This is a genomic window from Streptomyces sp. x-19, assembly GCF_046549115.1.
Lineage (GTDB): Bacteria > Actinomycetota > Actinomycetes > Streptomycetales > Streptomycetaceae > Streptomyces > Streptomyces albulus_C.
Genome location: NZ_JAJPWK010000010.1, coordinates 72,527 through 97,439, shown reverse-complemented (window position 1 = coordinate 97,439; position 24,913 = coordinate 72,527). Strand labels below are relative to the sequence as shown.

The following is a 24,913-nucleotide window of genomic DNA, read 5'->3' as shown; positions in this document are numbered from 1 at the left end:
CAGTGGATCGGTCTTGTATGAGCGCCTCCCCGAGCAGCCGCCTTCCTGGCGACGGTGCCTTCGACCTCACCCGGACCGCCGTGGTGCTGGCCGATCGGGCGGGGGTGGTGCGGGGCTGGACCGGGGGCGCCGAGCGGCTGCTCGGTCACGCGTCGGCCCGGGCGCTGGGACGGCCGCTGGCGGAGCTGTTCACCTCGGCGGACGCCCGTAGCGCGTCCGGGGAGCGGGTCTGGCGGCACCGGCTCGCGGCGGAGGGCGGCTGGAGCGGACTGGTCGCGGTGCGCGACCGCACCGGACACCGGCTCGACCTGGACGTGCGGGTGCTGCCGCTGCGGGCCGGCCCGGATCCGTCCGCACGCCTGGTGCTGGCCGCCGAGGTGGCGTGGACGCCCTGGTCCGGGGCGAGCCGCTCGCTGCTGAACGGGATCCTGCGGATGTCCCCGATCGGGGTGGCCATGCTCGACCCCGAGCTGCGCTACGTCTGGCTCAACGACGCCCTGGAACGGATGGGCGGCACCCCGCGCGCCGAGCGGCTGGGCAAGCGGCTGAGCGACGTCCTGCCGGACCTGGCGGTGGAGTCCGTCGAGGCGGAGATGCGGCGGGTGCTGCGGACCGGCGTGCCGTCCATGGGCTACGAGTACCTCGGACGCCCGGAGTCCGACCCGCAGCACGAACACGCCTACTCCACGTCCTTCTTCCGCCTGGAGGACGAGTCCGGCCAGGTGCTCGGCATCTGCTACATGGTCCTCGACGTCACCGAGGGCTACCGCGCCCGGCAGCGGATGGCACTGCTCAGCCGCGCCGGCGAGCGGATCGGCGGCTCCCTGGACGTCTGGCGGACCGCCCAGGAGCTGGCCGACGTGGCGGTGCCGGACCTCGCCGACTTCGTCACCGTCGACCTGCTCGACGCGATGCTCACCGGCGAGGAGCCGGCGGCCGGTCCGGTCGAGCCCGCCGCGTTGCTCAGCGTGCGCCGGGCCGGGCAGCAGTCCGTCCGGGAGGGGTGCCCGGAGGCGGTGATCGCCGTCGGGGAGCGGACCGCGTACCCGCCGTCGGCGCCGGTGGTGCTGAGCCTGACCGGGGGCGAGTCGGTGCTGCTGCCGGAGCTGGACCTGGACCGCGCCGACTGGGCGGCCGACGACCCGGTGCGGGCCGGGCGACTGCGCGCACTGGGCTTCCACTCGCTGATGGTGGTGCCGCTGCGGGCCCGGGGGAACTTCCTGGGCGCGGCCACCTTCGCCCGCTGGCGGCCCACCGGCCCGTTCCAGCCCGACGACCTGGTCCTGGCCGAGGAGTTCGTCACCCGCGCGGCGATCTCGATCGACAACGCCCGCCGGTACACCCGGGAGCACGCCGCGGCGCTCACCCTGCAACGCAGCCTGCTGCCGCGCGACCTGCCCGAGCAGAGCGCGGTGGACGCCGCCTACCGCTACCTGCCCGCCGATTCGCAGTCCGGGGTGGGCGGGGACTGGTTCGACGTGATCCCGCTGTCCGGGGCGCGGGTGGCGCTGGTGGTCGGCGACGTGGTCGGGCACGGGGTGCACGCCGCGGCCACGATGGGCCGGCTGCGGGCCGCCGTGCAGGCGCTGGCCGGCCTCGACCTGGCCCCCGAGGAGCTGCTGGCCCACCTGGACGACATGGTGAACCGGGTCGCGCACGACGCGCACAGCGACGACGGGGTGATCGGGGCGACCTGCCTGTACGCGGTCTACGACCCGGTCGCCTGCTGCTGCACCCTGGCCCGGGCCGGGCACCCCACGCCCCTGTTGGTCAGCCCCGCCGGCGGCTGCCAACTGCTGGAGCTGCCCACCGGGCCGCCGCTGGGGCTGGGCGGGATGCCCTTCGAATCCGTCGAACTGCCACTGCCCGAAGGGAGTTTGCTGGCGCTCTACACCAACGGGCTGCTGCTGGGGAAGGCGCTCGACCTGGACGGCGGGATCACCCGGCTGCGGACCGCGCTGGCCGACCCCCAGGCCCCGTTGGAGGAGCTCTGCGAGCGGGTCATCAGCAGCCTGCCCGGCACCCGGCCGATGGACGACGTGGCCCTGCTGCTGGCCCGCACCCGGGCCGTGCCGCAGGAGCAGCTGGCCGCCTGGGACGTCGCCGCGGACCCCTCGGCGGTCGGCGCGGCCCGCCGGTCCGCCGCCGACCAGCTGGCCCGCTGGGACCTGGCGGAACTGGAGTTCTCCACCGAACTGATCGTCAGCGAACTGGTCACCAACGCCATCCGGCACGCCTCCGGCCCGATCGGGCTGCGGATGATCCGGGCGGAGGCGTTGATCTGCGAGGTCTCCGACGGCAGCAGCACCGCACCGCACCTGCGGCACGCCCGGACCACCGACGAGGGCGGCCGCGGGCTGTTCCTGATCGCCCGGTACGCCCGGCGGTGGGGCGCCCGCTACACCCCGCAGGGCAAGTTCATCTGGGCCGAACTTCCCCTGGACACGGTCGCCGAGGGCCCGGCCGCAAAGACCCTCGACGCGCTCGTCGACGCCTTCGACGACCCGGCGGGCACCTGACCGGCACCGGTCGGCCGGCGCGCCGGCAGGGCGCCTCGAAGGGCGGCGCGCCGCGCGGCGGCGGCCTACGCGTCGCCGTCGCCCCGGTCGTCGTCGAGGACGAGGAGCGGTTTGGCGCCGTGCGCGGGCGCCTCGGCGAACGCGACGGCCTCGGCGAAGCGTTCGAGTGGGAACGGCCGGCCCGGCGATCTCCGTCACCGGCGCCTCCTCCGCGTCGGTCCTCCCGGGGCCTGGGAGGATCGACGCCCCCGGGCGCCCACGGCCGGCCGACGCCTCAACTGCCGGCTCCCGCACGGCGTTTCCTGTGCTCCCGCTTAGCCCTTCCTTAACACCAGCATAAGGATCCGCCGGATTGCCCGTCGGGCCTCAAATCCGCTGTTCAGGGCGGCTAGCTTCGGTTGCGCACGGCGGGTTCGCGGACGTGCCGGTGCCGTTCTCCGGGGGGCGGCACCGGTGCCGGCCGCGGACCGACCCCCCACCGCCGGCGCACCCGTCCGCGCGGCACCGCCCCGCGCCCCCGCCAGGCGCGGGCCGGTGCCGCGCGGCCGCAACCGACCCGCCCGATGAAGGAGACCCCCACGATGACCGTTCGCCGCAAGGCCGCCGGGATCGCCCTGTTCGGCCTCGCCCCCGTGGCGCTCACCGCGCTCACCGCGACCCCGGCCGCCGCGCACGGGTCGATGTCGGACCCGGTCAGCCGGGTCTCCGCCTGCTACGCGGAGGGCCCCGAGAGTCCGCGGTCCGCCGCGTGCAAGGCCGCCGTGCAGGTCGGCGGCGCGCAGGCGCTGTACGACTGGAACGGCGTCCGGGACGGCGCCGCCGGCGGCAAGTCGAAGGAGCGCATCCCGGACGGGAAGCTGTGCAGCGCCGGCAACGACGAGTACAAGGGGCTGGACCTGCCGCGCGCCGACTGGCCGTCCACCCCGATGAAGGCCGGCAAGCGCACCTTCCACTACCGGGCGACCGCCCCGCACAAGGGCACGTTCGAGCTGTACCTCACCAAGGACGGCTACGACCCGACGAAGCCCCTGAAGTGGTCCGACCTGGAGGCGCAGCCGTTCGCCAAGGTCACCGACCCGACGCTGACCAACGGCAGTTACGTCTTCGACGGCACGGTGCCCGCCCGGTCCGGCCGGCACCTCGTGTACAGCATCTGGCAGCGCTCGGACAGCCCGGAAGCCTTCTACACCTGTTCCGACGTGGTGTTCGGCAAGGACGGTGGCGGTGCCGGCGGTCCGTCGACGCCGGCGCCGGCCGCGTCCGCGCCGACCGACCGTCAGATCGCGGCGGGCGCCGACAGGTCCTCGATGGACATGAGCCAGCACGACCACGCGATGGGCGGCGGCCACGAGCAGCCGTCCGGCGCGGCACCGGCCGACGGCCCGGCCCCCGCGCCGGACGCCGGTTCCGCGGCGGGCGGTGCGCACCCGGACGGTGCGTCGAAGCCGGTCGACGGCAGGCACCTGGCGGAGACCGGCGGCGACGGCAGCACCGCCCCGCTGGCCATCGGGGGCGCCGCGGTGCTCGCGGTGGGCGCCGCGGTGCTGTTCACGACCGCGCGCCGCCGGGCCGTCCGCCGGTAGACCGCGCGGCGGCCCGGCCCGTCGCGAGTCGGGCCGCCGCGGGTCGGGCCGGGTCGGGCCGTCGTCGAGCCGCCGCCGTCCGGGTGGGTCCCTCAGGACCGCTCGGCCGGCAGCGGCTCGACGACGTCGTTGGCGACGTGCTGGTAGATCACCGAGCTGCGGCAGTCGACGACTTCCCGGCGCTTGAAGATGCGGTCCATCAGCAGGGCGTGCAGCCGGTCCACGTCCGGGACCGCGACGTGCACCAGGAAGTCGTCGCCGCCCGCCACGACGTAGACGCTGAGCACCTCGGGCAGCGAGGTCAAGAACGCCTTGAACCGCTCGATCACCTCGCGGTTCATCGGCCGGATCCGGACCGTCAGCAGCGCCTGCACGGGGCGGTTGAGGGCGCGCAGGTCGACCGTCGCCCGGTAGCCGGTGATCACTCCGCGGGCGCGCAGGGCACGGACCCGCTCCAGGCAGGTCGAGGGGGCGATGTTCAGTTTGCCGGCCAGTTCGCGGTTGGTCTGCCGTGCATCGCGCTGGAGTTCCCGGACAATCGCCGAATCAATGTCGTCCATGCGCCCATGATGGCGGCCGGTGCCGAATTTAGTTCGACGCAACCGCAATATGATCAAAGTTCCGATTAGCGTCTTCGGCTGTGTCCGTACAAGAAACATCTCTTACTGCTTCTCCACGGCCGGATGTACGGCGGCTGGGCATCGGCAGCGGTACCGCGCTGTGCGCCGGTGCCGTGCTGGGTCCCGGCGTGCTGACGCTGCCGTCGCTGGCCGCCGCCGCGGCCGGTCCGGCCTCCCTGCTGGCCTGGGTCGTCCTACTCGCCATGTGCGTCCCGGTGGCCGCGTCGTTCGCGGCGCTGGGCGCCCGGTTCCCCGACGGCGGCGGCGTCGCCACGTACGTCCACCGGGCGATCGGCCCGCGGGCCGCGGCGGTGGTCGGGTGGTGGTTCTACGGGGCGGTGCCGCTGGGGGTCGTCTCGGCCGCCTGGATCGGCGGGAAGTACGTGGCCGACGCGGCCGGCTGGGGCCCGACCGGTGCGGCCGCGGTCGGCGCGGCGGTGCTGGTGGGGGCGCTGGTCTCCAACGCGGTCGGGCTGCGGATGTCCGGCCGGGTGCAGCTGCTGCTCGGCGGGCTGCTGGCGGCGGTGCTGCTGTGCACGGTGCTGGCCGCCGCGCCCCGGGTGTCCGCGGACCACTTCACCCCGTTCCTGCCCGGCGGTTGGACGTCGGTGGGGTCGGCGGCCTCGGTGCTGTTCTTCGCGTTCGCCGGCTGGGAGGCGGCCAGCCACCTCTCGGGCGAGTTCGCCGATCCGGCCCGGGACCTGCCGCGGGTGACCCGCCGTACGCTCGCCGTGATCACCGTGCTGTACCTGGGGCTGGCGGTCACCACCATCGGGGCGCTGGGTCCGGCCGCCGCGAGGACCGACACCCCGCTGACCGCCCTGCTCGCCCAGAGCGTGGGCACCGCCGCCCGGCCGGTGGCGGCCGCGGCGGCGCTGTTCCTGACCTTCGGGGCGGTCAACTCCTATCTGGCCGGGGCCTCCCGGCTCGGCGCGGCGCTCGGCCGGGACGGCGCCGCACCCCGCTGGATGGCCAAGGGCGGCGCGCCGGGCGAGGTGCCGCGCCGGTCGCTGGCGGTGCTGGGCGGGGTGGCGGCGGTGCTCGCGGTGCCGGCCGGGGCCGGCGTCGCCGACCTGGACCTGCTGATGCGGGCCACCGCCACCTGCCTGGCCGCGGTGACGTTGGCGGGGTTGGTCGCCGCGTCGGTGCTGCTGCCCCGGCGCACCCCGCTCTGGTACGGCGGGCTGGCCAGTTCCGTGCTGACGGCCGCGGTGCTCGCCTTCTCCGGGTGGCTGCTGCTGATCCCGGTGGTGCTGGCGGGCGCGTCCGGCGCCTTCCTGACGCTGCGCCGGACGGGCCGGGGCGCCCGCTGAACCGTGCGGGCAGCCACCCGGCCCATGGCCCGGCCCGCGCGCCGACCGCGGGCCGGGCCGGCGCTCAACTCGCGGCCGAGGCGCAGGTGGTCGGGGTGGCGTGCGCCGGGTCGAGCGCGTTGGCCGTCTCGTGGAAGGCGATCCGGTCGACCGTCCCGATGGCCACGTGCTCGGAGAGGTCGAGGGCGCACAGGTCCTGGAGGACGACGTTGTGCACGTCGGAGCCCTTGAGGAAGCCCGAGGTGTAGGGCGTCACGACCTCGTCGTACTTGGTGGCGATGACGGTGTAGTGGACGCCGGGGAGGGTGTCGCCGCCGGCGTTGAGGCGGGCCAGGAGGGCGGACCCGGTGGCCTGGTCGGTCAGCCCCGGGGTGAACGTGTCGAGGTACTGCTTGGCGCCGGGGAAGAGGTCCAGCAGCTTGGTCAGGCCGTCGAGGGTGGTGCCGTGGTTGTCGGGGGCCAGCCCCACCAGTGTGTGCACCTTGTCCGCGCCGCCGTGGAACTTCAGGTAGACCCGGGGCATCATGCCGCCCTGGGAGTGCCCGACGAGGTCCACCTTGTCCGCGCCGGTCGCGGCCCGCACCCGGTCGACGTAGGTGGCCAGTTGGCCCGCCGAGGCGTCGATCGGGCCGAGCCCGTGGAAGAGGGGGACGCCGGGCAGTTGGCCGTAGTCCAGGGAGAAGACGCAGTAGCCGCGGGCGACCAAGTAGGGGGCGAGGCCGAGCCAGTTGTCGACGGCGTTGCCGAGGGTGCCGTGGACGAGGACGACGGGGCGGGGGTGGGCGCTGGAGGGCTTGCACGAGAAGTCGTTCCAGCCGCTGCTGACGGTGGGGGACGCCGCCGCGGGGGTTGCCGTGGTGAGTCCGAGGGCCAGGGCGGCCGCCGGGAGGACTGCGCACAGTCTCGACCAACGCAGCTTCATACGATGCTCCTTGCGGGGTGAGGGGCTTCCGAAGTGCTTCGTGAGCCGGTCACCTGCGATCCGGATCGCAAGGGCCAACGTGGTGACTGCCAAGTAAGTTACGAGCGGGTAAGCAGGGCGTACCAGTGGCGTGACGGTGAAGGAAAACGCACCCGATCCGCACCGCACCACCGGGTGCGCAACGCCGGTTGCGTGCAGGGGAGATGACGGGTGGCGCTACGGACCGGGCGGCCGGTCCGCCCCGGGGGCCGCCGGGCCGAGCACCGCCGCGGGGCGCGCCGCCGCGGCACCGAAGCGGGCCCGGGCGCGGTCGACGGCCGCTTCGATGCGGTGCGCCTTGTCGTCGGTGGGGTCGAAGGTCAGTTGGCGCGCGGCGCGTTCGGCGCGGCACAGGCCCTCGGCGCGCAGGGCCAGCGCGCGCACCCGGGCCCGCTGGAGGCCGAGGGCGGCGTGCAGCGCGTAGGCCGCCGCGGTCAGTGCGGGACCGTGCGCGGTCGGCGCGTCCAGCCGCCGGGTGCGGGTCGTGGTGGAACGGTCGGCGTAGCGGACGGTGAGGGTGAGCGCGCGGGCCGCCCGGCCGTCCGCGCGCAGCCGGGCGCCGAGTTCGTCGGCGAGCGAGAGCAGCGCCCGGCGACGCCGGTCCGGGTCCAGTTCGTCGTGGGGGAAGCGGTGTTCGGCGGCGATCGAGCGGGTGGCGGCGTCGGGGGTGACGGGGGTGGGGTCGATGCCCCGGGCCCGTTCGGAGACCGCCCGGCCGGCCCGGGCGCCCAGGATGCGTTGGAGGGTGGCGGGCGGGGCGGCGGCGATCCGGCCGACGCTGTCGAGCCCGTAGGCGGACAGCGCGCGGGCCGCCGCGGGGCCGACGCCGTACAGCGCGGAGGCCGGGCGGCGGTCGAGGAAGGCGGCGACCGACCGGGGGTCGGCGGGCACGGCCCGGATGCCGCCGGGCGGGGCGTCCTGGGCCGCGATCCGGGCCAGCTGCGGGTTGCCGCCGATGCCGATGGTGCACCGCACGCCGTGCCAGGCCAGGGCGCGCAGCCGGATCAGGGCGGCGATGCCCGCCGCGTCCCGGTCGAAGTAGCGCAGTGCACCGCGGACGTCGGCGAGCGCGGCGTCCGGCGGCAGCGCCTGGACGACGGGCGTGAACTGGCCGAGCAGGGCGAGCAGTTGCTCGTACTGGCGAACGTCAACGGGGCCGCCGGGGCCGTCCGGCTCGCCGGCGGCGGTCCGGAAGCGGACGTAGAGCGTGCCGGGCGGCCGTCGGCCCCCGGTCGGGGGCGGCGGGGCGGCGGGCGGTTTCGGGGTGGGGGTCATCCGGCGCTCCCGGGGCTGGCGTGCCAGAGCTTGCGGCCGGTGGCGGCGCGTTCGCCGGGCGGCTGGAGGTCCGCCCACGGGTGCAGTGCGTAACCGGTCTCCAGGCGGATGGTGCGGCCGGCGCCCGCGCCGGAGGGGCCGGGCTCGGCGGCGGGCCCGTCCGAGGGGGCGCCGTCTTGGGGCGCACGGTCCGGTTCCGGTGCGGCGGCGAGCCGGGCGGTGACCGCCTCCAGGCCGCCGGTGCGGCGGAGTTCGGCCAGTTCGGCGAGGTTCCAGGCGGCGCTGCCGACCACGCTGAGGCTGCGCGGGCCGCGGCGCTGGACCGTGCCGCGCACCAGCAGCAGCCACGAGTGGAAGACCGTCCGGGCGCACGCCGCAACGGGGCTGGGGGCACTTCCCGGGCCCCCGTGGCCCGGGGGAGCGTCGAAGAAGGCGCAGTCGACCAGGCCGGTGCTGTCGTCGAGGGTGGTGAAGATGACCCGGCGGCCGGAGCGGATCGGCGGGGTCTGGGTGGCCGCCTTGGCGCCGGCGACCAGCACCGTGTCGCCGTGCCGGGCGTCGCGCAGCAGCCGGGCCGGCACCGCGCCCAACTCGGCGAGGAAGTCCCGGTGGTCGGCCATCAGGTGGCGGGAGGCGTCCATGCCGAGGACGCCCAGCTCGGCGCTGAGCCGTTCCACGTCGCTGAGGTCGGGCAGGCCGGCCGGTTCGACCGGTTCGACCGGTTCGACCGGTTCGACTCCCGCCCCGTCACCGGATCCGCCCAGATGGAGCGTCAACTGCCCGCCGGGGGCGCCGCGTCCGTGCCGGTGCAGTTCGGTGAGGTGCAGCAGCAGGTCCCGGCGGTTGGCGCCGAAGGCGTCCAGGGCGCCGACCCGGGCGAGGCGCTCGGCCACCGGGCGGCTCGGCCGGGCCCGCTGCCAGAGGTCGGCGAGCGAGCGGTAGGGCTGGCCGTCCGCGATCCGGCCGGCCTCGACCCCGCTCATTCCGTGCACGTCGGAGAGGGCCAGCCGCAGCCCCCAGGCGTCCGGAGCACCCTCTCGACCGGACACCAGTTCGATCCGGTGGGTGATCGCCGACCGGTTCACGTCCAGCGGCAGCACCGACACCCCGCGCCGCCGGGCGTCCGCGAGCAGCAGCCGCTTGGGGTACATCCCGGGGTCGTGGGTGAGCAGCCCGGCATAGAAGGCCGCCGGGTGGTGCGCCTTGAGCCAGGCGGACTGGTAGGTGGGCACCGCGAACGCCACCGCGTGCGCCTTGCAGAAGCCGTACGCGCCGAACGCCTCGACGATCTCCCAGGTGTGCGCGACGACGTCGGGGGCGTAGCCGCGGCCGGCGGCCCGCCGGGCGAACCAGTCGCGCACCCGGGCCTGCTGCTCCGCGTCGGCCAGGGCGCGCCGCCGCTCGTCCGCCTCGTCCCGGCCGCATCCGGTCATGATCCGCAGGATCTCGATGATCTGCTCGTGGAACACCACCACCCCGTAGGTCTCGCGCAGCGGTTCCGCCAGGTCGGCGTGGGGGTAGCGGACGGGCGCGCGGCCGTGCCGGGCTTCGATGAAGGGCCGGACCATGTCGGCGGCGACCGGGCCGGGCCGGAACAGCGAGATGTCGACGACCAGGTCGTGGAAGGTGGCGGGCTGGAGCCGGCCGACCAGGTCGCGCTGGCCGGGCGACTCGATCTGGAAGCAGCCCAGCGTCTCGGTCGAGCGGATCAGGTCGTAGGTGGCCGGGTCGCCGGGCGGCACCTGCGCCGGGTCGTCGAGGTCGAGGCGGACCCCGGTGGCCCGGCCGATCTCGGCGACCGCGTGCGCCATCGCGGACTGCATCCGCACGCCCAGCACGTCGAGCTTGAGCAGTCCCAGGTCCTCCACGTCGTCCTTGTCGAACTGGGACATCGCGAACCCCTCGCCGCTGGTGGGCACGACGGGGGTGCGGTCCAGCAGCGTGGCGTCGGAGAGCAGCACCCCGCACGGGTGCATGGCCGTCCCGCGGGGCAGCGCGTCCAGCGCCTCGACGAGCTGCCACAGCCGTTCGTCGACGCCCTCCCGCACCCCGCGCAGTTCGGGGAGTTCGGCCAGCGCGGCGCGGGCGTCCCGGGCCCGGATGTGCGGGAACGCCTTGGCCAGCCCGTCGACCCGCGCCGGGTCCAGGCCCAGGGCGGCGCCCACGTCCCGCACGGCGTGCCGGACGCGGTAGGTCTCGGGCATCGCGACGGTCGCCACCCGCTCGGCACCGAAGCGGTCGAAGATCGCGTGGTAGACCTCCAGCCGGCGCGCCGACTCCACGTCGATGTCGATGTCCGGCAGTGCGGCCCGCCGCCCGGACAGGAACCGTTCCATCAGCAGCCCGTGCTCGACCGGGTCGGCGTGGGCGATCCCCAGCAGGTGGTTGACCAGGGACCCGGCGCCGGAGCCCCGGGCGGCCACCCGGATCCCCAGGCTCCGGACGTCGTCCACGACCTGAGCGACCGTCAGGAAGTACGAGGGGTAGCCGAGCCGCTCGATGGTGCCCAGTTCGTCGTGCAGCCGGGCCCAGCGGGTGCGGTCGCGGTCGTAGCCGCGCAGCACCATCGCGGCGGCGCAGCGGGAGCGCAGCACCCGGGCGGCGGTGCGGTGCGCGGCGCCGACCAGGGCGGGTTCGGGGAAGTGGATCCGGCCGAGTCCGATGTCGCTTCGGGGGTCCACCCGGCACTCCCCTGCGGTCTCCTCGGTCAGGGCGAGCAGCCGGTGGGCCCGGCCGCGCCGGAAGCCGGCCGCCTCGGCGATCCGCTCGGCGGCGCGGCCCATCGCGGCGGCGTCCTTCAGCCAGCGCTCGCCGCCGTCCCAGGTCTCGGGGCGGCGCCGGTCCACCGGCACCAGGCGGCGGGCGGAGTCCAGGACGTCGGCGACCGGGCCCTGACCGGGGTCGGCGTAGCGGACCGCGTTGCTCAGGACGGCGGGGACGCCCTGGTCGACGGCGAAGCCGAGGGTGCGGGCGGCCAGCCGCAGGGAACCGGGGCCGCTGCCCGGGCGCCCGTGGTCGACGACCTCCAGGCGCAGCGCGTCGCCGTACCGCTCGCGCCAGGGGGCGAGGAGCCGCGCGGCGTGGTCCGGGCGGGCGGCGGCCAGCGCCCGGCCGACCTCGGAGTCCGGCCCGAGCAGGACGGTCAGCCCGTCGGTGGCGGCGTCCAGGGCGTGCCGCGGCAGGACCGGGCGTCCGGTGCGGCCCGCGTGGGCGGCCGAGACCAGTCGGCACAGGGCGGCCCAGCCGGCGGCGCCGTCCCGGGCCAGGAAGACGACGCGGGCGGCGGACTCGTCGAGGAAGGCGCCGCCGCGGACCGGGGTGCGGGGGCGGGCGGCGGGTCGGGGCGCGGACTCCCCGTCGGCGACGGCCAGTTCGGCGCCGAACAGGGGGCGGACGCCGGCCGCGGCGGCGGCCTTGGCGAACCGGACGGCGCCGGAGAGCCCGTCCCGGTCGGTCAGGGCGAGGGCGTCCATCCCGCGTTCGGCGGCGCGCTCGGCCAGCCGCTCCGGGTGGGAGGCGCCGTAGCGCAGTGAGAAGCCCGAAGCGGTGTGCAGATGCGTGAACCCGGGCATCCGCACCTCCTGCACCTCATACGCCCCCCGGCTGTATTCGCGTCCCTCGTTTCGCTTCCTCCACCATAACGCCTCTTTCGAACATCCGTACGAACACGCGCCCGGGACGCACCCGATTCGGGAGATATCGACCAAAAAGGATATAAAGCCCCTGAAAGAGCTGCGAACCCCAGAACGGAGCGGCGCATGGCCACGATCGACGACGGCACCCGCCCGACCTTCGTCGAGGAGGTGAAGAGCGCGGTGACGGCCCGGGCGGCGCTCCTGGTGATCGGGGTGCTGGGCCTGATGGTCGCGTTCATCACGTCGTACGCCGGCGCCTTCCACCACCCGAAGCCGGACCGCGTGCCGCTCGCCGTGGTGGCCCCCGCCCAGATCCGCGGGGACCTCGTGCAGAAGCTCGACCGGCTCCCGGGCGCACCGCTGGACCCGCGCCCGGTCGCCTCCGAACAGGCCGCCCGGCGCCAGATCGAGGACCGCACCCTCGACGCCGCGCTGCTCGTCGATCCGCGCGGCACCACCGACCGGCTGCTGGTCGCCAGCGGGGGCGGCGCCTCGCTCTCCCAGGCCGTCGAGGCGGTCGTGACGGCGGCCGAGAAGCAGCAGGGACGGACCGTGCGCACCCAGGACGTGATCCCGACCGACGCCGGCGACGGCCGCAGCCTGTCGTCCTTCTACCTGGTCGTGGGGTGGTGCGTCGGCGGCTACCTGTGCGCCGCGATCCTGGCGATCAGCGCCGGGGCGCGCCCGGCCAACCGGCAGCGGGCGGTCATCCGGCTCGCCGCGCTGGCGCTCTACGCGATCGCCGCCGGGCTGGCCGGGGCGATCGTGGTCGGCCCGGTCCTCGGCGCGCTGCCCGGCAGCCTCTTCGGGCTGTGGGGCCTGGGCGCGCTGACCGTCTTCGCGGTGGGCGCCACCACCCTGGCCTTCCAGGGGCTGTTGGGCGTCATCGGCATCGGCCTGGCGATCCTGGTGATCGTGGTGTTCGGCAATCCGAGCGCGGGCGGCGCCTACCCGTACCCGCTGCTGCCGCCGTTCTGGCGGGCGATCGGCCCCGCCCTGCCGCCGGGCGCCGGCACCTGGGCGGCGCGCTCGATCGCCTACTTCCGGGGCCAGTCCCTGACCGGACCGCTGCTGGTGCTCTCCGCGTGGGCGGTGGGCGGCGCGCTGGTCACCGTCGCGCTGGCGACGCTGCACAAGACGGCCGACGAGCGGGCCGGCGGCGTGACGGCCGACGGCGAGAAGCACCTGCCGGCCTGAGCACCGGCACGAACGACGGCGCCCCGCGCCTGCCACGCCCCTCCCGACGCGGCACGCACGGGGCGCCGTCCCTCATTCTCGCGGCCCCCGGCCCGCGGTGATCCCCACGGGCCGGCGGTTTCCGGCCGTCGCCGGTCCGTCACATGTGCGTACCGCCGTCGATGCGGATCTCCGTGCCGGTGACGAACGCGCCGTCCTCCGAGGCGAGCATCGCGATCACGCCGGCGACGGTCTCCGGGCCGGCGAAGCCCTGACCGAGCGCCGGGGCAAGCTTCACGAACAGGCTCATGTCCGCGTCCTCCGGCAGCCCCGGGCCACGGCCGGTGGTCATGTTGCTGGCGATCGAGCCCGGCGCCACGCACACCGCGCGCAGCCCCTGCTTGCTGTACTCGCTGGCGATGGCGTGCGTCATCGACTGGATGCCGCCCTTGCTGGCCGCGTACGCCGCCATGTACGGGTGGGCGAACGACGCCGAGGTGGAGCTGAAGTTGACGATCACCGGGGTCTGCCCCTCCAGCAGGGCCGGCAGCGATTCGCGGATCATCAGGAAGGTGCCGGTCAGGTTGACCGAAATGACCTTGTTGAAGAAGTCCAGCGTGGTGGCGTGGGTGTGCGCGGAGCGCAGGATGCCGGCCGCGTTGACCAGCACGTCCAGCCCGCCGAGGTGCGCCACCGCGGCGGCGACGCCGGACTGCACCGCGGCCTCGTCCGCGATGTCCAGGCGCGTGGTGTGGAGGCGGTCGGCGGTGCCGTCCGCGGCGGCCCGCTCGGCGGTGGCCGCCAGGCCCGCCTCGTCGACGTCCACCGCGACGACCCGGCCGCCCTCCGCGAGGATCCGGTGCACGGTGGCCTGTCCGATGCCCGAGCCGCCGCCGGTGATCAGTGCGCGACGTCCGTCAAAGCGGTTCATGGTCCTGCTCCGTTCGTGAAGTGCCCGGGGGCGGGGTGCCTCTAGGGGGTTCTGTCCGCACCGTACGCCCACTTGGCACGATGTGCCATATTCGCACGTCATGCCTATGCGCCACTGCGCTCCGTAAGCTGGGACCATGCCCACCGCACCGCGCACCACAGCCGCGCACACCCCCGCGCGACCCTCCCTCACCGAGCGCCGCAAGGCCGAGACGCAACTGGAGATCGCCCGCACCGCGGCGGCCCTGTTCGCCGAGCGCGGCCCCGGCGTCACCGCCGACGAGATCGCCCGCACCGCGGGGGTCGCCCTGCGCACCTTCTACCGGTACTTCCGGACCAAGGAGGACGCGGTGGCCCCGCTGCTCGCGGTCGGCGTCCGGCAGTGGATCGACGACCTGGCCGAGGCCACCGCCCGCCCGGACGCACCGCCCACCCGGGCCGCGCTGGAGCAGGCCGCCCGCCGCGCACTGACCCCCACCGACGGCCCCGCCGAGGAGGCCCTGCGCTGGACCCGCGGGCTGCTCCGGGCGATGCCCGGCGACCCGGCGCTGCGCGCGGTCTGGCACCGCGTCCACCACGACTCCGAGGAGGAGTTGCAGCCGGTGCTGGCACGGCTCACCGGCGCCGACCCGCTCGACGTGCGGTTGGCCGCGGCCGCGGCGAACACCGCGATGCGGGTCGCGGTCGAGGAGTGGGCCGCCGGCGACGCGCGGGCGGACGGCCCGCACGGCCCCGCGGAGTTGGTCGCCCGGGGCATGCGGGCACTCACCGCGGGACTGCCCGGCCTGGACGAGCGCCCCGACGGCGCGGGCGGCGGGAATGCGGGGCCGGGCAACGGGTAGACGGCCCCGCGGGGCGGCGGCGACGACCGCCGAACAGGCCCTGCCCTTCGGCCAATCGCCGGAGATCGAAGACCGCCCGAACGACCGGTCGGCGGCCGGATTCGCTCCGCACGGGGGCGTTCCCGCCGCCACCGGCGGAGCCTCATCGGCGCTGGCCGCACACCGCCCCCGGGCACTCCACTCCCCCGCCGCCGGGCGCATTCGCGCCATTACCCTCAGCTTTCATCTATCGACTGAAAGTGATCGGGCCGCGTGCGTTTGAGATGCGGTTGGGCCAGACTCCCGTCCGGCATCTGCACCCACGACACAAAGGAGTGTTCGTCATGCGGTACATCACTGGGGCGGTCGCAATCGGCGCGGCGCTGGTTCTGGGCGCGCTGTCCACCACCGCGCAGGCCGCCGCCGCACCGGCCCAGCCCGCCCGGACCGGTGGCCTGTACGCACCCACCGAAATGGTCCTGACCATCGGCCAGGGCGACAGTCGCGCGAGCGCCACGGCGCTGCGCGCGGCGACGCTGAGCTGTATGCCGAAGGCCGCCGGCAGCCACCCGTACGCGCAGGCCGCCTGCGCCCAACTGCGCACCGTCGCCGGTGACTTCACCAAGGTGACCGAGGCCCAGGGCCAGCGGATATGCAACAAGATCTGGGCCCCCATCGTGGTCACCGCGGACGGCGTCTGGCAGGGGCGCCGGGTCTCGTACACCCACACCTTCGCCAACTCCTGCGAGATGACGGCCGGAAAGAGCTCGGTCTTCGAGTTCTGACCCGCCCCGGCCACGTCCTGATGTGACGTCAGGAACGCGGCGACGGGCGACAACGGCGCCGGCCCCCGGACGAGGAGCGCGTCCGGGGGCCGGTGCCTGCCATCGGCCGGGGCCGAGCAGCCGGGTCAGCCGATCTGTGCGCCGTACGCCTGGAGGGCGGCCGGAACCGGCTGGAAGAAGGTCTCGCCTCCGCTGGAGCAGTCGCCGCTGCCGCCGGAGGTGAGGCCCAGGGCGCTCTCGCCGTCGAAGAGGGCGCCGCCGCTGTCGCCGGGCTCGGCGCAGACGTCGGTCTGGATCAGCCCGTTGACCGTGCCCTCCTGGTAGTTGACGCTGGCGTTCAGCGCCTTGACGGTGCCGTCGTGCACCTGGGTGGTGCTGCCGCTGCGCTGCACCTTCTCGCCGACGGTGGCGTCCGCCGCCTTGGTGATCTTCTGGGTGCCCCCGTAGAGGTCCACCTCACTGGGGTGCTCGGTGTTGCCGGTGTACTTGGCGATCGAGTAGTCGTTGCCCGGGAACGTGGATTCCTCGGTGGTCGCGATCGTCTGGCCGCCCTGCTGGTCGGACCACTCCTTGACCGCGTTGCCGCAGTGGCCGGCGGTCAGGAAGTACGGCTGGCCGTCCTTGACCACGTTGAAGCCGAGCGAGCAGCGGGCGCTGCTGCCCCAGATCGCGTCGCCGCCGGCGATCAGGGGCTTGAACTCGCCCTTGCTGTGGCGGACTTCGACGGTGTCGCCGAGGCCCTTGGCGACCGTGGTGAGCCGGTCCAGCTTGGCGCCGGTGACCGTGCGGTCGGCGGTCACCACGACCTTGTTGGTGCGGGGGTCCATCGCCCAGGCGGTGCCGGGGATGGTCGCCTTGGCCTTCAGCGTCTGCCGCGCGGCGTCGAGCTGCGCCATCGAGTGCTTGACGACTCTGGCCTCCGCGCCCTTGGCCCGGACGGTCGCCGCGGACGCCTCGTCAACGACGTTGACGACCAGCTTCTGGGCCTTGGCGTCGTAGAACGCGCCGGCCGTACCGGACGTGAACTGGGACGCCAGGGTGGTCGCGGCGGCCGGCGAGAGCTTGGCCGCCGAGGGCGCGGGGGCCGCGTGGGCGTTGGCGAGGGTCAGGGTCGCGGTGGCGGCGAGCGCGAGCGCGCCCGCACTGGCCAGCATCGCGCGGTGGTGGGGTATGCGTCGGTGCGTCAACTCAGAGCCTCCCGTGGGGGGATGGGCCCAGACCGTGGGGAGTCCTGCGGGCCCGAGAGCGAGGTGTGAGGTACCGAGCACGGACGGGTCGACCCCGTGGCAGCCGCCGCGGGGAGTCGCGTCCATGCCAACGGAGCCGAGTATTCCCACCCGCCCCACTCGTGCACAAGACCGGGTTCCGGTCTCAGGTACGGGAGTTCACGTTTTCAGCACACGGCGTTCACACCGATATTCGCGCGCCGAAGTCCTGAGTGCGGACATCAGACGGTGCGCGGCACGGGCGGCGGCACCCGAAGTGTGAGGGCCGCGGCTGTCCGGAAAACGTCTGCGGAATTCCGGTCCGGTCACGGGCCCGACGGCCGGGCGCACGGACGGCGGACGCGGGGTGACGATGGTCAGCGCTCGACTGCGGTCGAGCCGGTCCAGCTGGCCAGAAGATCGAGTGCCTGGCGTTCGGGTGCGTCGGGCTCGGGTGCGTAGATGGTGATACGGAGCCCGGGGGCAGCGGGCAGATCGAGGGCTTCGTAGGGCAGGGCCAGGTCCCCGACGAGCGGGTGGTGGAGTCGCTTCACGCCGGAGCGTTGGAACTTCACGTCGTGCCTGGCCCAACGCTGGGCGAACTCGTCGCTCTTTGTGGAGAGCTCGCCGATCAGGTCCATCAGCCCCCTGTCTTGCGGCGAGCGGCCGGTCTCGGTGCGCAGGTAGGCGACCGAGTCGTTGGCGGCCCTCTCCCACTCGGGCCAGAAATCGGCAGAACCAGGATCGAGGAACACGAACCGCGCGGTGTTGACCGGACCACGCTGCGCGAACAACGGGGAATCGTAGACCGGGGCGTACAGAGCCTGGCCGAGAGCGTTGGCGGCGAGGATGTCGAACCGCCCGTTGCGGATGTAGGCCGGCAGGTCGGTCATCGCGTCGAGCACCCGCAGAACCACCGGTCGGATCCGCCCCACCGCAGTAGGTGGCCGACGCTCGGACGCGGTGGCCGCGCGGGCCAGGTCGTAGAGGTAGGCCCGCTCGGCATCGTCGAGCTGAAGTGCGCGGGACAAGGAGTCCAGCACCGAGTCCGAGGCGCCCTTCAAGTTCCCGCGCTCCAGGCGGATGTAGTAGTCAACGCTCATCCCGGCCAGCAGTGCCACCTCCTCCCGGCGCAACCCCGTCACACGTCGATTGCCACCGAAGACGGGCAGCCCCGCCCGCTGGGGCGTAATCCGGGCGCGACGGGTGCTGAGGAACTCCCGCACCTCGTCGGCCTGCTCGCGCCTCTCGCAGTCGTTCACCTCACCACCGTAGGTCGTGCGGCGGTGTGCTGGGAGGTACTGCCGTTACCCGGAAGAGCAGTAGCTCCCACCCGCGCACGCATACGGGTTCCATGGCAGGGACACAGCAGGGCGGAGCACCCCCACATCGACCTGCCGAACACCCCGACGCACCATCCCGCACGACCAACCAGAAAGGCGTCACGTGGCAGACAACCAATTCACCACGCATGCAGAACTTTTCGATCTGAGCGGAAGGCGCGCGCTCGTCACCGGTGGCACCAGAGGCATCGGGATGATGATCGCGCGTGGCCTTCTCCAGGCGGGCGCCCGCGTGGTCATCAGCTCACGCAACGCGGAAGCGTGCGCTCAGGCACAGGAACGGCTGTCCACGTTCGGTGCGGTGCGGGCCATCCCCGCCGACCTGTCCCGCCACGACGAGTGTCGGCGGCTGTCCGACCTCGTCGCCGCCGACTCGGAGCCTCTCGACATCCTCGTCAACAACGCGGGCGCCATGTGGGACGAGCCGCTGGCGACGTTCCCGGACGCGGCCTGGGACACGGTCGTCGACCTCAACCTGAAGTCGCCGTTCTGGCTGGTCCAGGCGCTGCTGCCCGCACTGCGCAGGGCGGGCACCGCCGACGATCCCGCGCGGATCATCAACATCGGCAGCATCGCCGCCATCCACATCCCCCAGCGGCCCAACTACTCGTACTCCAGCAGCAAGGCCGCACTGCACCAACTCACCAGAGTGCTCGCCAAGGAACTGGGACCGCAGCACGTCACCGTGAACGCCGTGGCGCCGGGACCGTTCCCGTCGACGATGATGGCCGCCACCCTCGATGAGTTCGGCGAGGCGATCGCGGCGTCGGCCCCACTACGCCGGATCGGCCGCGACGACGACATGGCGGGTGTCGCCGTGTTCCTCGCCAGCCGGGCAGGCGCCTACCTGACGGGCGCCGTGATCCCCGTCGACGGCGGCATCGCCACAACCGCGTAGGCCGCCCAGGGCTCCGACTGCGAAGGTTCGCCCGGTTCAACGACGCGCTGATTCGGTGATGCAGGTGGACGTGGTCGGCGCTGGTGACGGCGCCGGTCCACCCGTCCGGTTGACCGGACGCGCGCCAGAGGACCTCCAGCCGTCTGCGCGTGATCTTCGGCCTTCTGGTGGCAGGCAGCCTGTGCGACACCGGGCTCGGCAGCCTCACCGCGCCGATTGCGCACCCCTCCAACCCGGCGAACCATCGCGGTCGGCGCACTAGCCGAGGCGTTCGCTCTCCGGGAGGTCCTCCAGCGCCGGCAGGACGTCCTCGACGCGACCGCCGCCCACCGGGCCCCGGGCCGGGGGCTTCGACGCCGGGGGCGGGGCGGCGGCACCGGCCGGCCGCTGCGCACGGGCCCGTTGGCCCTCCGCCGCCACCTGCGCGGTCTGCGCCTCGGCCTGGAGGCCGGAGCGCTCCAGGAAGCGCAGCAGCTCCACGGGGAAGGGCAGGACGAGGGTGGAGTTCTTCTCGGCGGCGACCGCCACCACGGTCTGCAGCAGTCGCAGTTGCAGCGCCGCGGGCTGGTCGGACATGGCCGCGGCGGCCTCGGCGAGCTTCCGGGACGCCTGGAGCTCGGCGTCCGCGTTGATCACCCGGGCCCGCCGGTCCCGGGTGGCCTCCGCCTGGCGGGCCATCGAGCGCTTCATCGTCTCCGGGAGCGAGACGTCCTTGATCTCGACCCGGTCGACGCTCACGCCCCAGCCGATCGCCGGGCTGTCCATCATCAGCTCCAGGCCCTGGTTGAGCTTCTCGCGGTTCGACAGCAGATCGTCCAGCTCGCTCTTGCCGATGATCGACCGCAGCGAGGTCTGCGCCATCTGGGAGACCGCGAAGCGGTAGTCCTCCACCTCGATGATGGCGTCGGCGGCGTCGACGACCTTGAAGTAGACCACCGCGTCCACCCGGACCGTGACGTTGTCCCGGGTGATGCCCTCCTGGGCGGGCACCGGCATCGTGACGATCTGCATGTTGACCTTACGCATCCGGTCCACGCCCGGGATGATCATGGTGAAGCCCGGGGCGCGCACCGGGGCGGTCAGCCGACCCAGCCGCAGCACCACGCCGCGCTCGTACTGCTTGACCACCCGTGCCGCGGCCATCACGTAGACCGTCCCCGCGGAGGCCAGCGCCACTCCGGCCGCCACCAGTTCTCCGACCATCACGGCCCCCTGAAACGTGCCGTCGCATCGCCCGAGTCGCCTTCGTCTCCCATGGTAGGCCCGGCCCCGAGGCCGGTCGAGGCCCGGCGACGGGCCCGCCGCCGGGCCCCCGCCGACCGGTCGGCGGGGGCCCTCTCGCGCGCGGGCGAGCCGTCTCAGCCGGTCAGTAGACGCTCACGCCGTACGCGCTGAGCGCCTCGGTGACGGGCTGGAAGAAGGTGGTGCCGCCGCTGGTGCAGTCGCCGCTGCCGCCGGAGGTCAGGCCCAGCGCCTTGGTGCCCGCGTAGAGGGGGCCGCCGCTGTCACCGGGCTCGGCGCAGACGGTGGTCTGGATGAGGCCGGAGACGATCTCGCCGTTGCCGTAGTTCACGGTGGCGTTCAGGCCGGTGACCTTGCCGCTGTGGATGCCGGTGGTGGAGCCGCGGCGGGTGACCGCCTGGCCGACCGTGGGGTTCCCGGCGCTGGTGATGTCCTGGCTGCCGACCGTGCCCTCGTGCGCCACCGAGGCGTTGGTGTACTTCACGATGCCGTAGTCGTTGCCGGGGAAGCTGGAGCCGGTGGTCGGTCCGATGCTGGTGGTGCCGGCGGAGTTGGTGTACCAGGGCGGCTTGCCGTCGGTGCAGTGGCCGGCCGTCAGGAAGTAGTAGGTGCTGCCGCTGCGCACGTTGAAGCCGAGCGAGCAACGCCAGCTGGGCGCGTAGATGGCGTCGCCGCCGGCGATCAGCTTGCGGATCTTGCCCGCGGTGCGCTCGATCCGGACCGCCCCGGCGTTGCTGCCCGCGGCCTGCTGGATCTTGGTGAGCTGGGCCGGGGAGACGGTGCTGTCGGCGGTGACGACCAGGGTGTGGGTCGTCGGGTCCACCCGCCAGGCGGTGCCCGCGACGTCCGCGGTGCGGACCGCGTTGCCCGCGGCACTGAGCTGGGCGGCGCTGAACGTCGTGGCGGGGGCAGGGGTCTGGGCGCCGGCGGCGGTCGGGAGGGCGATGGCGCCGACGGCCACCAGTCCGGACGCCGCGGCGATCAGCCGGGTGCGTCTCGCCACGCCGCTGCGGGGGGTGGTGCGCTCGTTCCTCACTGATTCCTCCGAGGGGGATCGGGGGCCGCCGAGGGGCGACCGGTGAGGCGAGCAGCCGAAGGGCACGCGGACGTGTGGGGAACCCCGCCTTTTTGCGTGCCCCTGACAAAAGCTCGCTGAGCGGGAGTGTCCGGTGCCCGGCCCCCGTGGCGCAAGAGGGCCGGCGCGATCCCACGCCCTGCGCACCACCCCGACGCGCGCCCCCAACGCGCCGCCCCGGCAGTCGAGTTGACGACTGCCGGGGCGGCTGGCCTCGCACGCGGGGGATGTCCGACTCAGCGGACGAGTGCGTTCCGCTCCCCCGCCCGCAGGGCGAACGGCAGGGTGTTGCCGGGCGCCGGGAAGGGGCAGATGAAGTGGTCGGCGAAGGCGCAGGGCGGCAACTGGGTGCGGTTGAGGTCGACCGGCACGGTGCCGTCCGCGGCCGGTTCGGGCGTCCGCAAGAAGCGGAAGCGGTAGCTGTCGGTTCCGCTGGTGGCGTCGGCCAACACCGCCCACAGCGAACCGTCCGGCTCGACCGCGACCTGGAGGACGTGCTCGTCGCCGTCGAGGGTGAAGGCCAGCTCCCCGCCCAGGACGAAGCCCCGCTCCTGCCCGTCGGCGTTGGGCACCCGGACGGTCCGCCGCTCGGCATACGGGCGGAACAGGCCCGGGCGCACCCAGCGCGCGTCGTACGGGTGGACGTCGATGCCGGCGAAGGCGCGCCGGGACGGCGAGTCCGGATCGAAGTCGCGGACCGCCCACAGGCCCTCGCGCTCCAGCACCACCAGGCGACGCGCCCCATGGGCGACCCGGGCCGCCGCCGGCCCGCCGTCCCGGTCGAGCCGGACGGTACCGGCGGCCGGTGCGCCGTCCACGGTGAGCCCGTCCTCGGGCGCGGCCCGGAGGACGACCGCGGCCCCGTCGGCGGCGACCGTCCAGTGTCCCGGCAGCCCCGCGATGCGGCCGTCGGGGTGGTCGGCGAGCCAGTGGGTGCCGACGAGGGCGAGCGGACCGTACGGTGCGGCGACCGTGGTCAGGCGACCCTCGCGCCACTCCTGCCAGGCGCGGACGGCATCCGGCTCGGTCGTGCTGCTGCTCATGTCAGTCCTTCCGTACGGGGCGCGCCGGATCGGGCAGCCCCAAATGGGAGCGCAGGGTGGTCCCGGTGTATTCCGTGCGGTACACGCCACGCTCCTGGAGCAGGGGGACGACCCGCGCCACGAAGGAGTCGAGGCCGCCGGGGGTGAGGTGCGGCACGACGATGAAGCCGTCGGCGGCGTCGCCCTGCACGAAGTCGTCCATCTCACGGGCGACGCTCTCGGGGGTGCCGATGAACGACTGCCGCCCGGTGGTCTCGATGACCGTCTCCCGGATGGACAGCCCCTTGGCGCGGGAGAGCGCCCGCCACTTGTCGGCGACCGCCTGCGGGTCGGCGATCCGCACCCGGCCGCGGGCCAGCTCGCCGTCGGGGTCCGGGTCGATGTCCGGCAGCGGCCCGTCGGGGTCGTAGGAGGACAGGTCCACCCCCCAGACCTGTTCCAGGGTGACCAGCGCGGTCTGCGGGGAGACCTGCTGCCGGCGGATCTCGGCGGCCTGCTCCTGGGCCTCGGCGAGGGTGTCGCCGAGGACGAAGGTCACCCCCGGCATGATCTTGAGGTCGGCGGGCCGCCGCCCGTACGCCGGGAGCCGGCGCTTGACGTCCGCGTAGAAGTCCCGGCCGGCCGCCAACCCGCCGTGCCGGGTGAAGATCACGTCGGCGGCGGAGGCGGCGAACTCCCGGCCCTCGGGGGAGTCCCCGGCCTGGATGACGACGGGGTGGCCCTGGGGGCTGCGCGCCACGCCGAACTCGCCGCGGACGGTGAAGTGCCGGCCCTGGTGGTCCACCCGCCGCGGCGGCTCGCCGACCGGCCGGGAGTCCCACAACTCCCGTGCGGTGGCGAGGAACTCCGCGGCGCGGGTGTAGCGGTCGGCGCGGTCGAGGAAGCCGCCGCGCCGGAAGTTCTCCCCGGTGAAGGCGTCGGAGGTGGTGACGACGTTCCAGGCGGCCCGGCCGCCGCTGAGGTGGTCCAGGGAGGCGAAGCGCCGGGCGAGTTCGTAGGGCTCGTTGAAGGTGGCGCTGACCGTGCCGGCCAGGCCCAGCCGCTCGGTGACCGCCGCCAGGGCGTTCAGCACGGTGAGCGACTCGGGCCGGCCGAGCACGTCGAGGTCGTGGATCCGGCCCTTGTGCTCGCGCAGCCGCAACCCCTCCGCCAGGAAGAAGAAGTCGAACAGGCCGCGCTCCGCGGTCCGCGCCAGGTGCTCGAAGGACGAGAAGTCGATCTGGCTGCCGAGAGCGGGGTGACGCGCAGCGTCTCGGCCAGGGGTGGTGGTCGGGCTGGCGGGCGGGACGGCCCAGACGGTGGTGTTGTTGACGCCGGGGAAGTGCGCGGCGAGGTGGATCTGCTTGCGGGGACGGGGTTCCCGGCTCATCGGGCGGCCTCCCGGGCGAGGGCGTACGTGCTGGCAGGGCGCGGCAGGCCGAGGTGCTCGCGCAGGGTCGTGCCCTCGTAGGAGCGGCGGAACAGGCCGCGCTCCCGCAGGAGCGGGACGGTTCCCTCGACGAACCGGGTCAGGTCCCGGCCGGGGTCGGCGGGGCGCAGGTGGAAGCCGTCCGCGGCGCCCTGGGCGAACCAGTCGCCGAGCAGATCGGCGAGCCCGGCGGCGTCGGCCGGGGAGTGCAGCTCGACCGGGAGCGAGGCCAGGACCAGCAGCCGGTCGGGGTCGCGGCCGAGCGCCCGGGCGCGGGCGTGCAGCGCGGTGCGGGCGGTGCCGGCGGTCTGCGGGTCCTCGGCCCGGACCAGGGCGACGTCGGCCCGGGCGGCGGCCACCTCCCAGCGCGCCCCGCCGGGTTCCGGGCCCGCCCCGACCGGCGCGCCGTCCGCACCGTCCGGCCCGCCGGTCTCCCCGGTCGCGTCGACGACGGTCACCGGGCGGCCCTGCGGCGGACGGGGCACGATGGACGGCCCGCGGACCGCGAAGGTGCGTCCGGTGAAGTCGACGTGGTGCAGCTTGGCGCGGTCGACGAAGCGGCCGGTGGCCCGGTCGCGGATCTCCGCGTCGTCCTCCCAGCTGTCCCAGAGCAGCCCGGCGACGTCGGCGACCTCGCCGGCCTCCGACCAGACCTCGGCCGCCGGGGCGGTCGGACGGGGCTCCCTCCCGGTGGGGGCGGAGGCGAGGGCGTGGGGGCGTCCGACGAGCGCGGCCTCGGTCTCGGTGGTGGACGCCTCCACCGTCCAGCCGGCCCGGCCGCGGCTGACCCAGTCCAGGGTGGCCACGGCGGTGGAGACGTGGAACGGCTCGGTGTGGGTGGTGGTCACCGTGGGGACCAGTCCGATCCGTTCGGTGGCGGGTGCGATCCGGGCGAGCACCGCCAGCGCGTCCGGGCCGGCGCCGTCGAAGCGGTCGTCGAGGGTGACGAAGTCCAGGGTGCCGCGCTCGGCGAGTCGGGCGAGGGCGATGTGGTGGGCGGCGTCGTAGCGGGGCGGGGCCTGCGGGGCGTCCAGGGCGACGGCCAGCCGCAGCGGGGGGTGCGGTACGGGCATGGGGAGGG

The 24,913-nt window shown here is 74.5% G+C and carries 19 protein-coding genes; 7 read left to right on the top strand and 12 right to left on the bottom strand.

What is annotated here, in order from left to right:
* Window positions 1-17 precede the first annotated feature (17 nt).
* Both ACLJT4_RS23295 and ACLJT4_RS23290 read left to right on the top strand, forming a co-directional pair.
* Window positions 18-2,519: a SpoIIE family protein phosphatase gene (locus ACLJT4_RS23295; RefSeq protein WP_411124791.1), complete on the top strand. Its 2,502-nt coding sequence runs from the start codon at window positions 18-20 to the stop codon at window positions 2,517-2,519.
* A 581-nt stretch (window positions 2,520-3,100) separates the two neighbouring features.
* Complete coding sequence (locus tag ACLJT4_RS23290) at window positions 3,101-4,102, top strand: lytic polysaccharide monooxygenase (protein WP_411124789.1); 1,002 nt, start codon at window positions 3,101-3,103, stop codon at window positions 4,100-4,102.
* 92 nt (window positions 4,103-4,194) lie between these two features.
* Here ACLJT4_RS23290 and ACLJT4_RS23285 read toward each other — a convergent pair whose 3' ends face one another.
* Window positions 4,195-4,662 (bottom strand): Lrp/AsnC family transcriptional regulator, encoded by a 468-nt coding sequence (locus ACLJT4_RS23285; protein ID WP_016578907.1) that lies wholly within the window; start codon window positions 4,660-4,662, stop codon window positions 4,195-4,197.
* A gap of 80 nt (window positions 4,663-4,742) precedes the next feature.
* Here ACLJT4_RS23285 and ACLJT4_RS23280 point away from each other — a divergent pair, with 80 nt between their 5' ends.
* Window positions 4,743-6,035, top strand: a complete 1,293-nt coding sequence (locus tag ACLJT4_RS23280; RefSeq protein ID WP_045788013.1) for an APC family permease — start codon at window positions 4,743-4,745, stop codon at window positions 6,033-6,035.
* A 64-nt stretch (window positions 6,036-6,099) separates the two neighbouring features.
* On the opposite strand, the gene ACLJT4_RS23275 is transcribed toward ACLJT4_RS23280, so the two are convergent.
* From ACLJT4_RS23275 to ACLJT4_RS23265, 3 genes are all read right to left on the bottom strand, one after another.
* A complete protein-coding gene (locus tag ACLJT4_RS23275) occupies window positions 6,100-6,957 on the bottom strand; it encodes an esterase/lipase family protein (protein WP_411124786.1) in 858 nt (285 codons plus the stop codon).
* 216 nt (window positions 6,958-7,173) lie between these two features.
* Window positions 7,174-8,271 (bottom strand): hypothetical protein, encoded by a 1,098-nt coding sequence (locus ACLJT4_RS23270; protein WP_411124784.1) that lies wholly within the window; start codon window positions 8,269-8,271, stop codon window positions 7,174-7,176.
* The gene (locus ACLJT4_RS23265) at window positions 8,268-11,843 is read right to left on the bottom strand and encodes a DNA polymerase III subunit alpha (protein ID WP_411124782.1); all 3,576 of its coding nucleotides are present in this window, start codon (window positions 11,841-11,843) and stop codon (window positions 8,268-8,270) included. The genes ACLJT4_RS23270 and ACLJT4_RS23265 overlap by 4 nt, the downstream gene beginning before the upstream one ends.
* 186 nt (window positions 11,844-12,029) lie before the next feature.
* Here ACLJT4_RS23265 and ACLJT4_RS23260 point away from each other — a divergent pair, with 186 nt between their 5' ends.
* Window positions 12,030-13,103 (top strand): DUF3533 domain-containing protein, encoded by a 1,074-nt coding sequence (locus tag ACLJT4_RS23260; RefSeq protein WP_411124780.1) that lies wholly within the window; start codon window positions 12,030-12,032, stop codon window positions 13,101-13,103.
* A 139-nt stretch (window positions 13,104-13,242) separates the two neighbouring features.
* On the opposite strand, the gene ACLJT4_RS23255 is transcribed toward ACLJT4_RS23260, so the two are convergent.
* Entirely contained in the window at window positions 13,243-14,013 is a 771-nt protein-coding gene (locus tag ACLJT4_RS23255; protein ID WP_020930774.1) for an SDR family NAD(P)-dependent oxidoreductase, read from the bottom strand.
* A 136-nt stretch (window positions 14,014-14,149) separates the two neighbouring features.
* Between ACLJT4_RS23255 and ACLJT4_RS23250 the strand changes: the two genes are divergently transcribed.
* Together ACLJT4_RS23250 and ACLJT4_RS23245 are read left to right on the top strand one after the other, a co-directional pair.
* A complete protein-coding gene (locus tag ACLJT4_RS23250; RefSeq protein ID WP_411124778.1) occupies window positions 14,150-14,854 on the top strand; it encodes a TetR/AcrR family transcriptional regulator in 705 nt (234 codons plus the stop codon).
* Between the two features lie 323 nt (window positions 14,855-15,177).
* Entirely contained in the window at window positions 15,178-15,618 is a 441-nt protein-coding gene (locus tag ACLJT4_RS23245; RefSeq protein WP_411124776.1) for an SSI family serine proteinase inhibitor, read from the top strand.
* 125 nt (window positions 15,619-15,743) lie between these two features.
* Here the strand turns inward: ACLJT4_RS23245 and ACLJT4_RS23240 are convergent, their stop codons facing one another.
* Both ACLJT4_RS23240 and ACLJT4_RS23235 read right to left on the bottom strand, forming a co-directional pair.
* Window positions 15,744-16,772: a S1 family peptidase gene (locus ACLJT4_RS23240; protein ID WP_411125001.1), complete on the bottom strand. Its 1,029-nt coding sequence runs from the start codon at window positions 16,770-16,772 to the stop codon at window positions 15,744-15,746.
* 428 nt (window positions 16,773-17,200) lie between these two features.
* Entirely contained in the window at window positions 17,201-18,085 is an 885-nt protein-coding gene (locus ACLJT4_RS23235; RefSeq protein ID WP_411124774.1) for a helix-turn-helix transcriptional regulator, read from the bottom strand.
* A gap of 184 nt (window positions 18,086-18,269) precedes the next feature.
* Between ACLJT4_RS23235 and ACLJT4_RS23230 the strand changes: the two genes are divergently transcribed.
* On the top strand, window positions 18,270-19,064 hold the full coding sequence (locus ACLJT4_RS23230) for an SDR family oxidoreductase (protein ID WP_411124772.1): 795 nt from the start codon (window positions 18,270-18,272) through the stop codon (window positions 19,062-19,064).
* Between the two features lie 258 nt (window positions 19,065-19,322).
* Here the strand turns inward: ACLJT4_RS23230 and ACLJT4_RS23225 are convergent, their stop codons facing one another.
* The 5 genes from ACLJT4_RS23225 to ACLJT4_RS23205 all read right to left on the bottom strand — a co-directional run bounded on the left by ACLJT4_RS23225 (window position 19,323) and on the right by ACLJT4_RS23205 (window position 24,905).
* Window positions 19,323-20,267, bottom strand: a complete 945-nt coding sequence (locus tag ACLJT4_RS23225) for a slipin family protein (RefSeq protein WP_411124770.1) — start codon at window positions 20,265-20,267, stop codon at window positions 19,323-19,325.
* A gap of 163 nt (window positions 20,268-20,430) precedes the next feature.
* The gene (locus ACLJT4_RS23220; RefSeq protein ID WP_411124768.1) at window positions 20,431-21,342 is read right to left on the bottom strand and encodes a S1 family peptidase; all 912 of its coding nucleotides are present in this window, start codon (window positions 21,340-21,342) and stop codon (window positions 20,431-20,433) included.
* A 275-nt stretch (window positions 21,343-21,617) separates the two neighbouring features.
* A complete protein-coding gene (locus tag ACLJT4_RS23215) occupies window positions 21,618-22,424 on the bottom strand; it encodes a DUF1684 domain-containing protein (RefSeq protein ID WP_411124766.1) in 807 nt (268 codons plus the stop codon).
* Window position 22,425: 1 nt separating this feature from the next.
* Window positions 22,426-23,793, bottom strand: coding sequence for an LLM class flavin-dependent oxidoreductase (locus tag ACLJT4_RS23210; RefSeq protein WP_411124764.1), 1,368 nt, complete (start codon window positions 23,791-23,793; stop codon window positions 22,426-22,428).
* The gene (locus tag ACLJT4_RS23205; protein ID WP_411124762.1) at window positions 23,790-24,905 is read right to left on the bottom strand and encodes an LLM class flavin-dependent oxidoreductase; all 1,116 of its coding nucleotides are present in this window, start codon (window positions 24,903-24,905) and stop codon (window positions 23,790-23,792) included. Before ACLJT4_RS23205 ends, ACLJT4_RS23210 begins: the two co-directional genes overlap by 4 nt.
* Window positions 24,906-24,913 lie beyond the last annotated feature (8 nt).

Bases quoted from the DNA above. Each gene is read 5' to 3' on its own strand.
- ACLJT4_RS23285 (WP_016578907.1), bottom strand. From the start codon at position 4,662: ATGGACGACATTGATTCGGCGATTGTCCGGGAACTCCAGCGCGATGCA.
- ACLJT4_RS23295 (WP_411124791.1), top strand. From the start codon at position 18: ATGAGCGCCTCCCCGAGCAGCCGCCTTCCTGGCGACGGTGCCTTCGAC.
- ACLJT4_RS23205 (WP_411124762.1), bottom strand. From the start codon at position 24,905: ATGCCCGTACCGCACCCCCCGCTGCGGCTGGCCGTCGCCCTGGACGCC.
- ACLJT4_RS23215 (WP_411124766.1), bottom strand. From the start codon at position 22,424: ATGAGCAGCAGCACGACCGAGCCGGATGCCGTCCGCGCCTGGCAGGAG.
- ACLJT4_RS23255 (WP_020930774.1), bottom strand. From the start codon at position 14,013: ATGAACCGCTTTGACGGACGTCGCGCACTGATCACCGGCGGCGGCTCG.
- ACLJT4_RS23270 (WP_411124784.1), bottom strand. From the start codon at position 8,271: ATGACCCCCACCCCGAAACCGCCCGCCGCCCCGCCGCCCCCGACCGGG.
- ACLJT4_RS23225 (WP_411124770.1), bottom strand. From the start codon at position 20,267: ATGGTCGGAGAACTGGTGGCGGCCGGAGTGGCGCTGGCCTCCGCGGGG.
- ACLJT4_RS23250 (WP_411124778.1), top strand. From the start codon at position 14,150: ATGCCCACCGCACCGCGCACCACAGCCGCGCACACCCCCGCGCGACCC.
- ACLJT4_RS23265 (WP_411124782.1), bottom strand. From the start codon at position 11,843: ATGCCCGGGTTCACGCATCTGCACACCGCTTCGGGCTTCTCACTGCGC.
- ACLJT4_RS23260 (WP_411124780.1), top strand. From the start codon at position 12,030: ATGGCCACGATCGACGACGGCACCCGCCCGACCTTCGTCGAGGAGGTG.
- ACLJT4_RS23290 (WP_411124789.1), top strand. From the start codon at position 3,101: ATGACCGTTCGCCGCAAGGCCGCCGGGATCGCCCTGTTCGGCCTCGCC.
- ACLJT4_RS23275 (WP_411124786.1), bottom strand. From the start codon at position 6,957: ATGAAGCTGCGTTGGTCGAGACTGTGCGCAGTCCTCCCGGCGGCCGCC.
- ACLJT4_RS23210 (WP_411124764.1), bottom strand. From the start codon at position 23,793: ATGAGCCGGGAACCCCGTCCCCGCAAGCAGATCCACCTCGCCGCGCAC.
- ACLJT4_RS23245 (WP_411124776.1), top strand. From the start codon at position 15,178: ATGCGGTACATCACTGGGGCGGTCGCAATCGGCGCGGCGCTGGTTCTG.
- ACLJT4_RS23240 (WP_411125001.1), bottom strand. From the start codon at position 16,772: ATGCTGGCCAGTGCGGGCGCGCTCGCGCTCGCCGCCACCGCGACCCTG.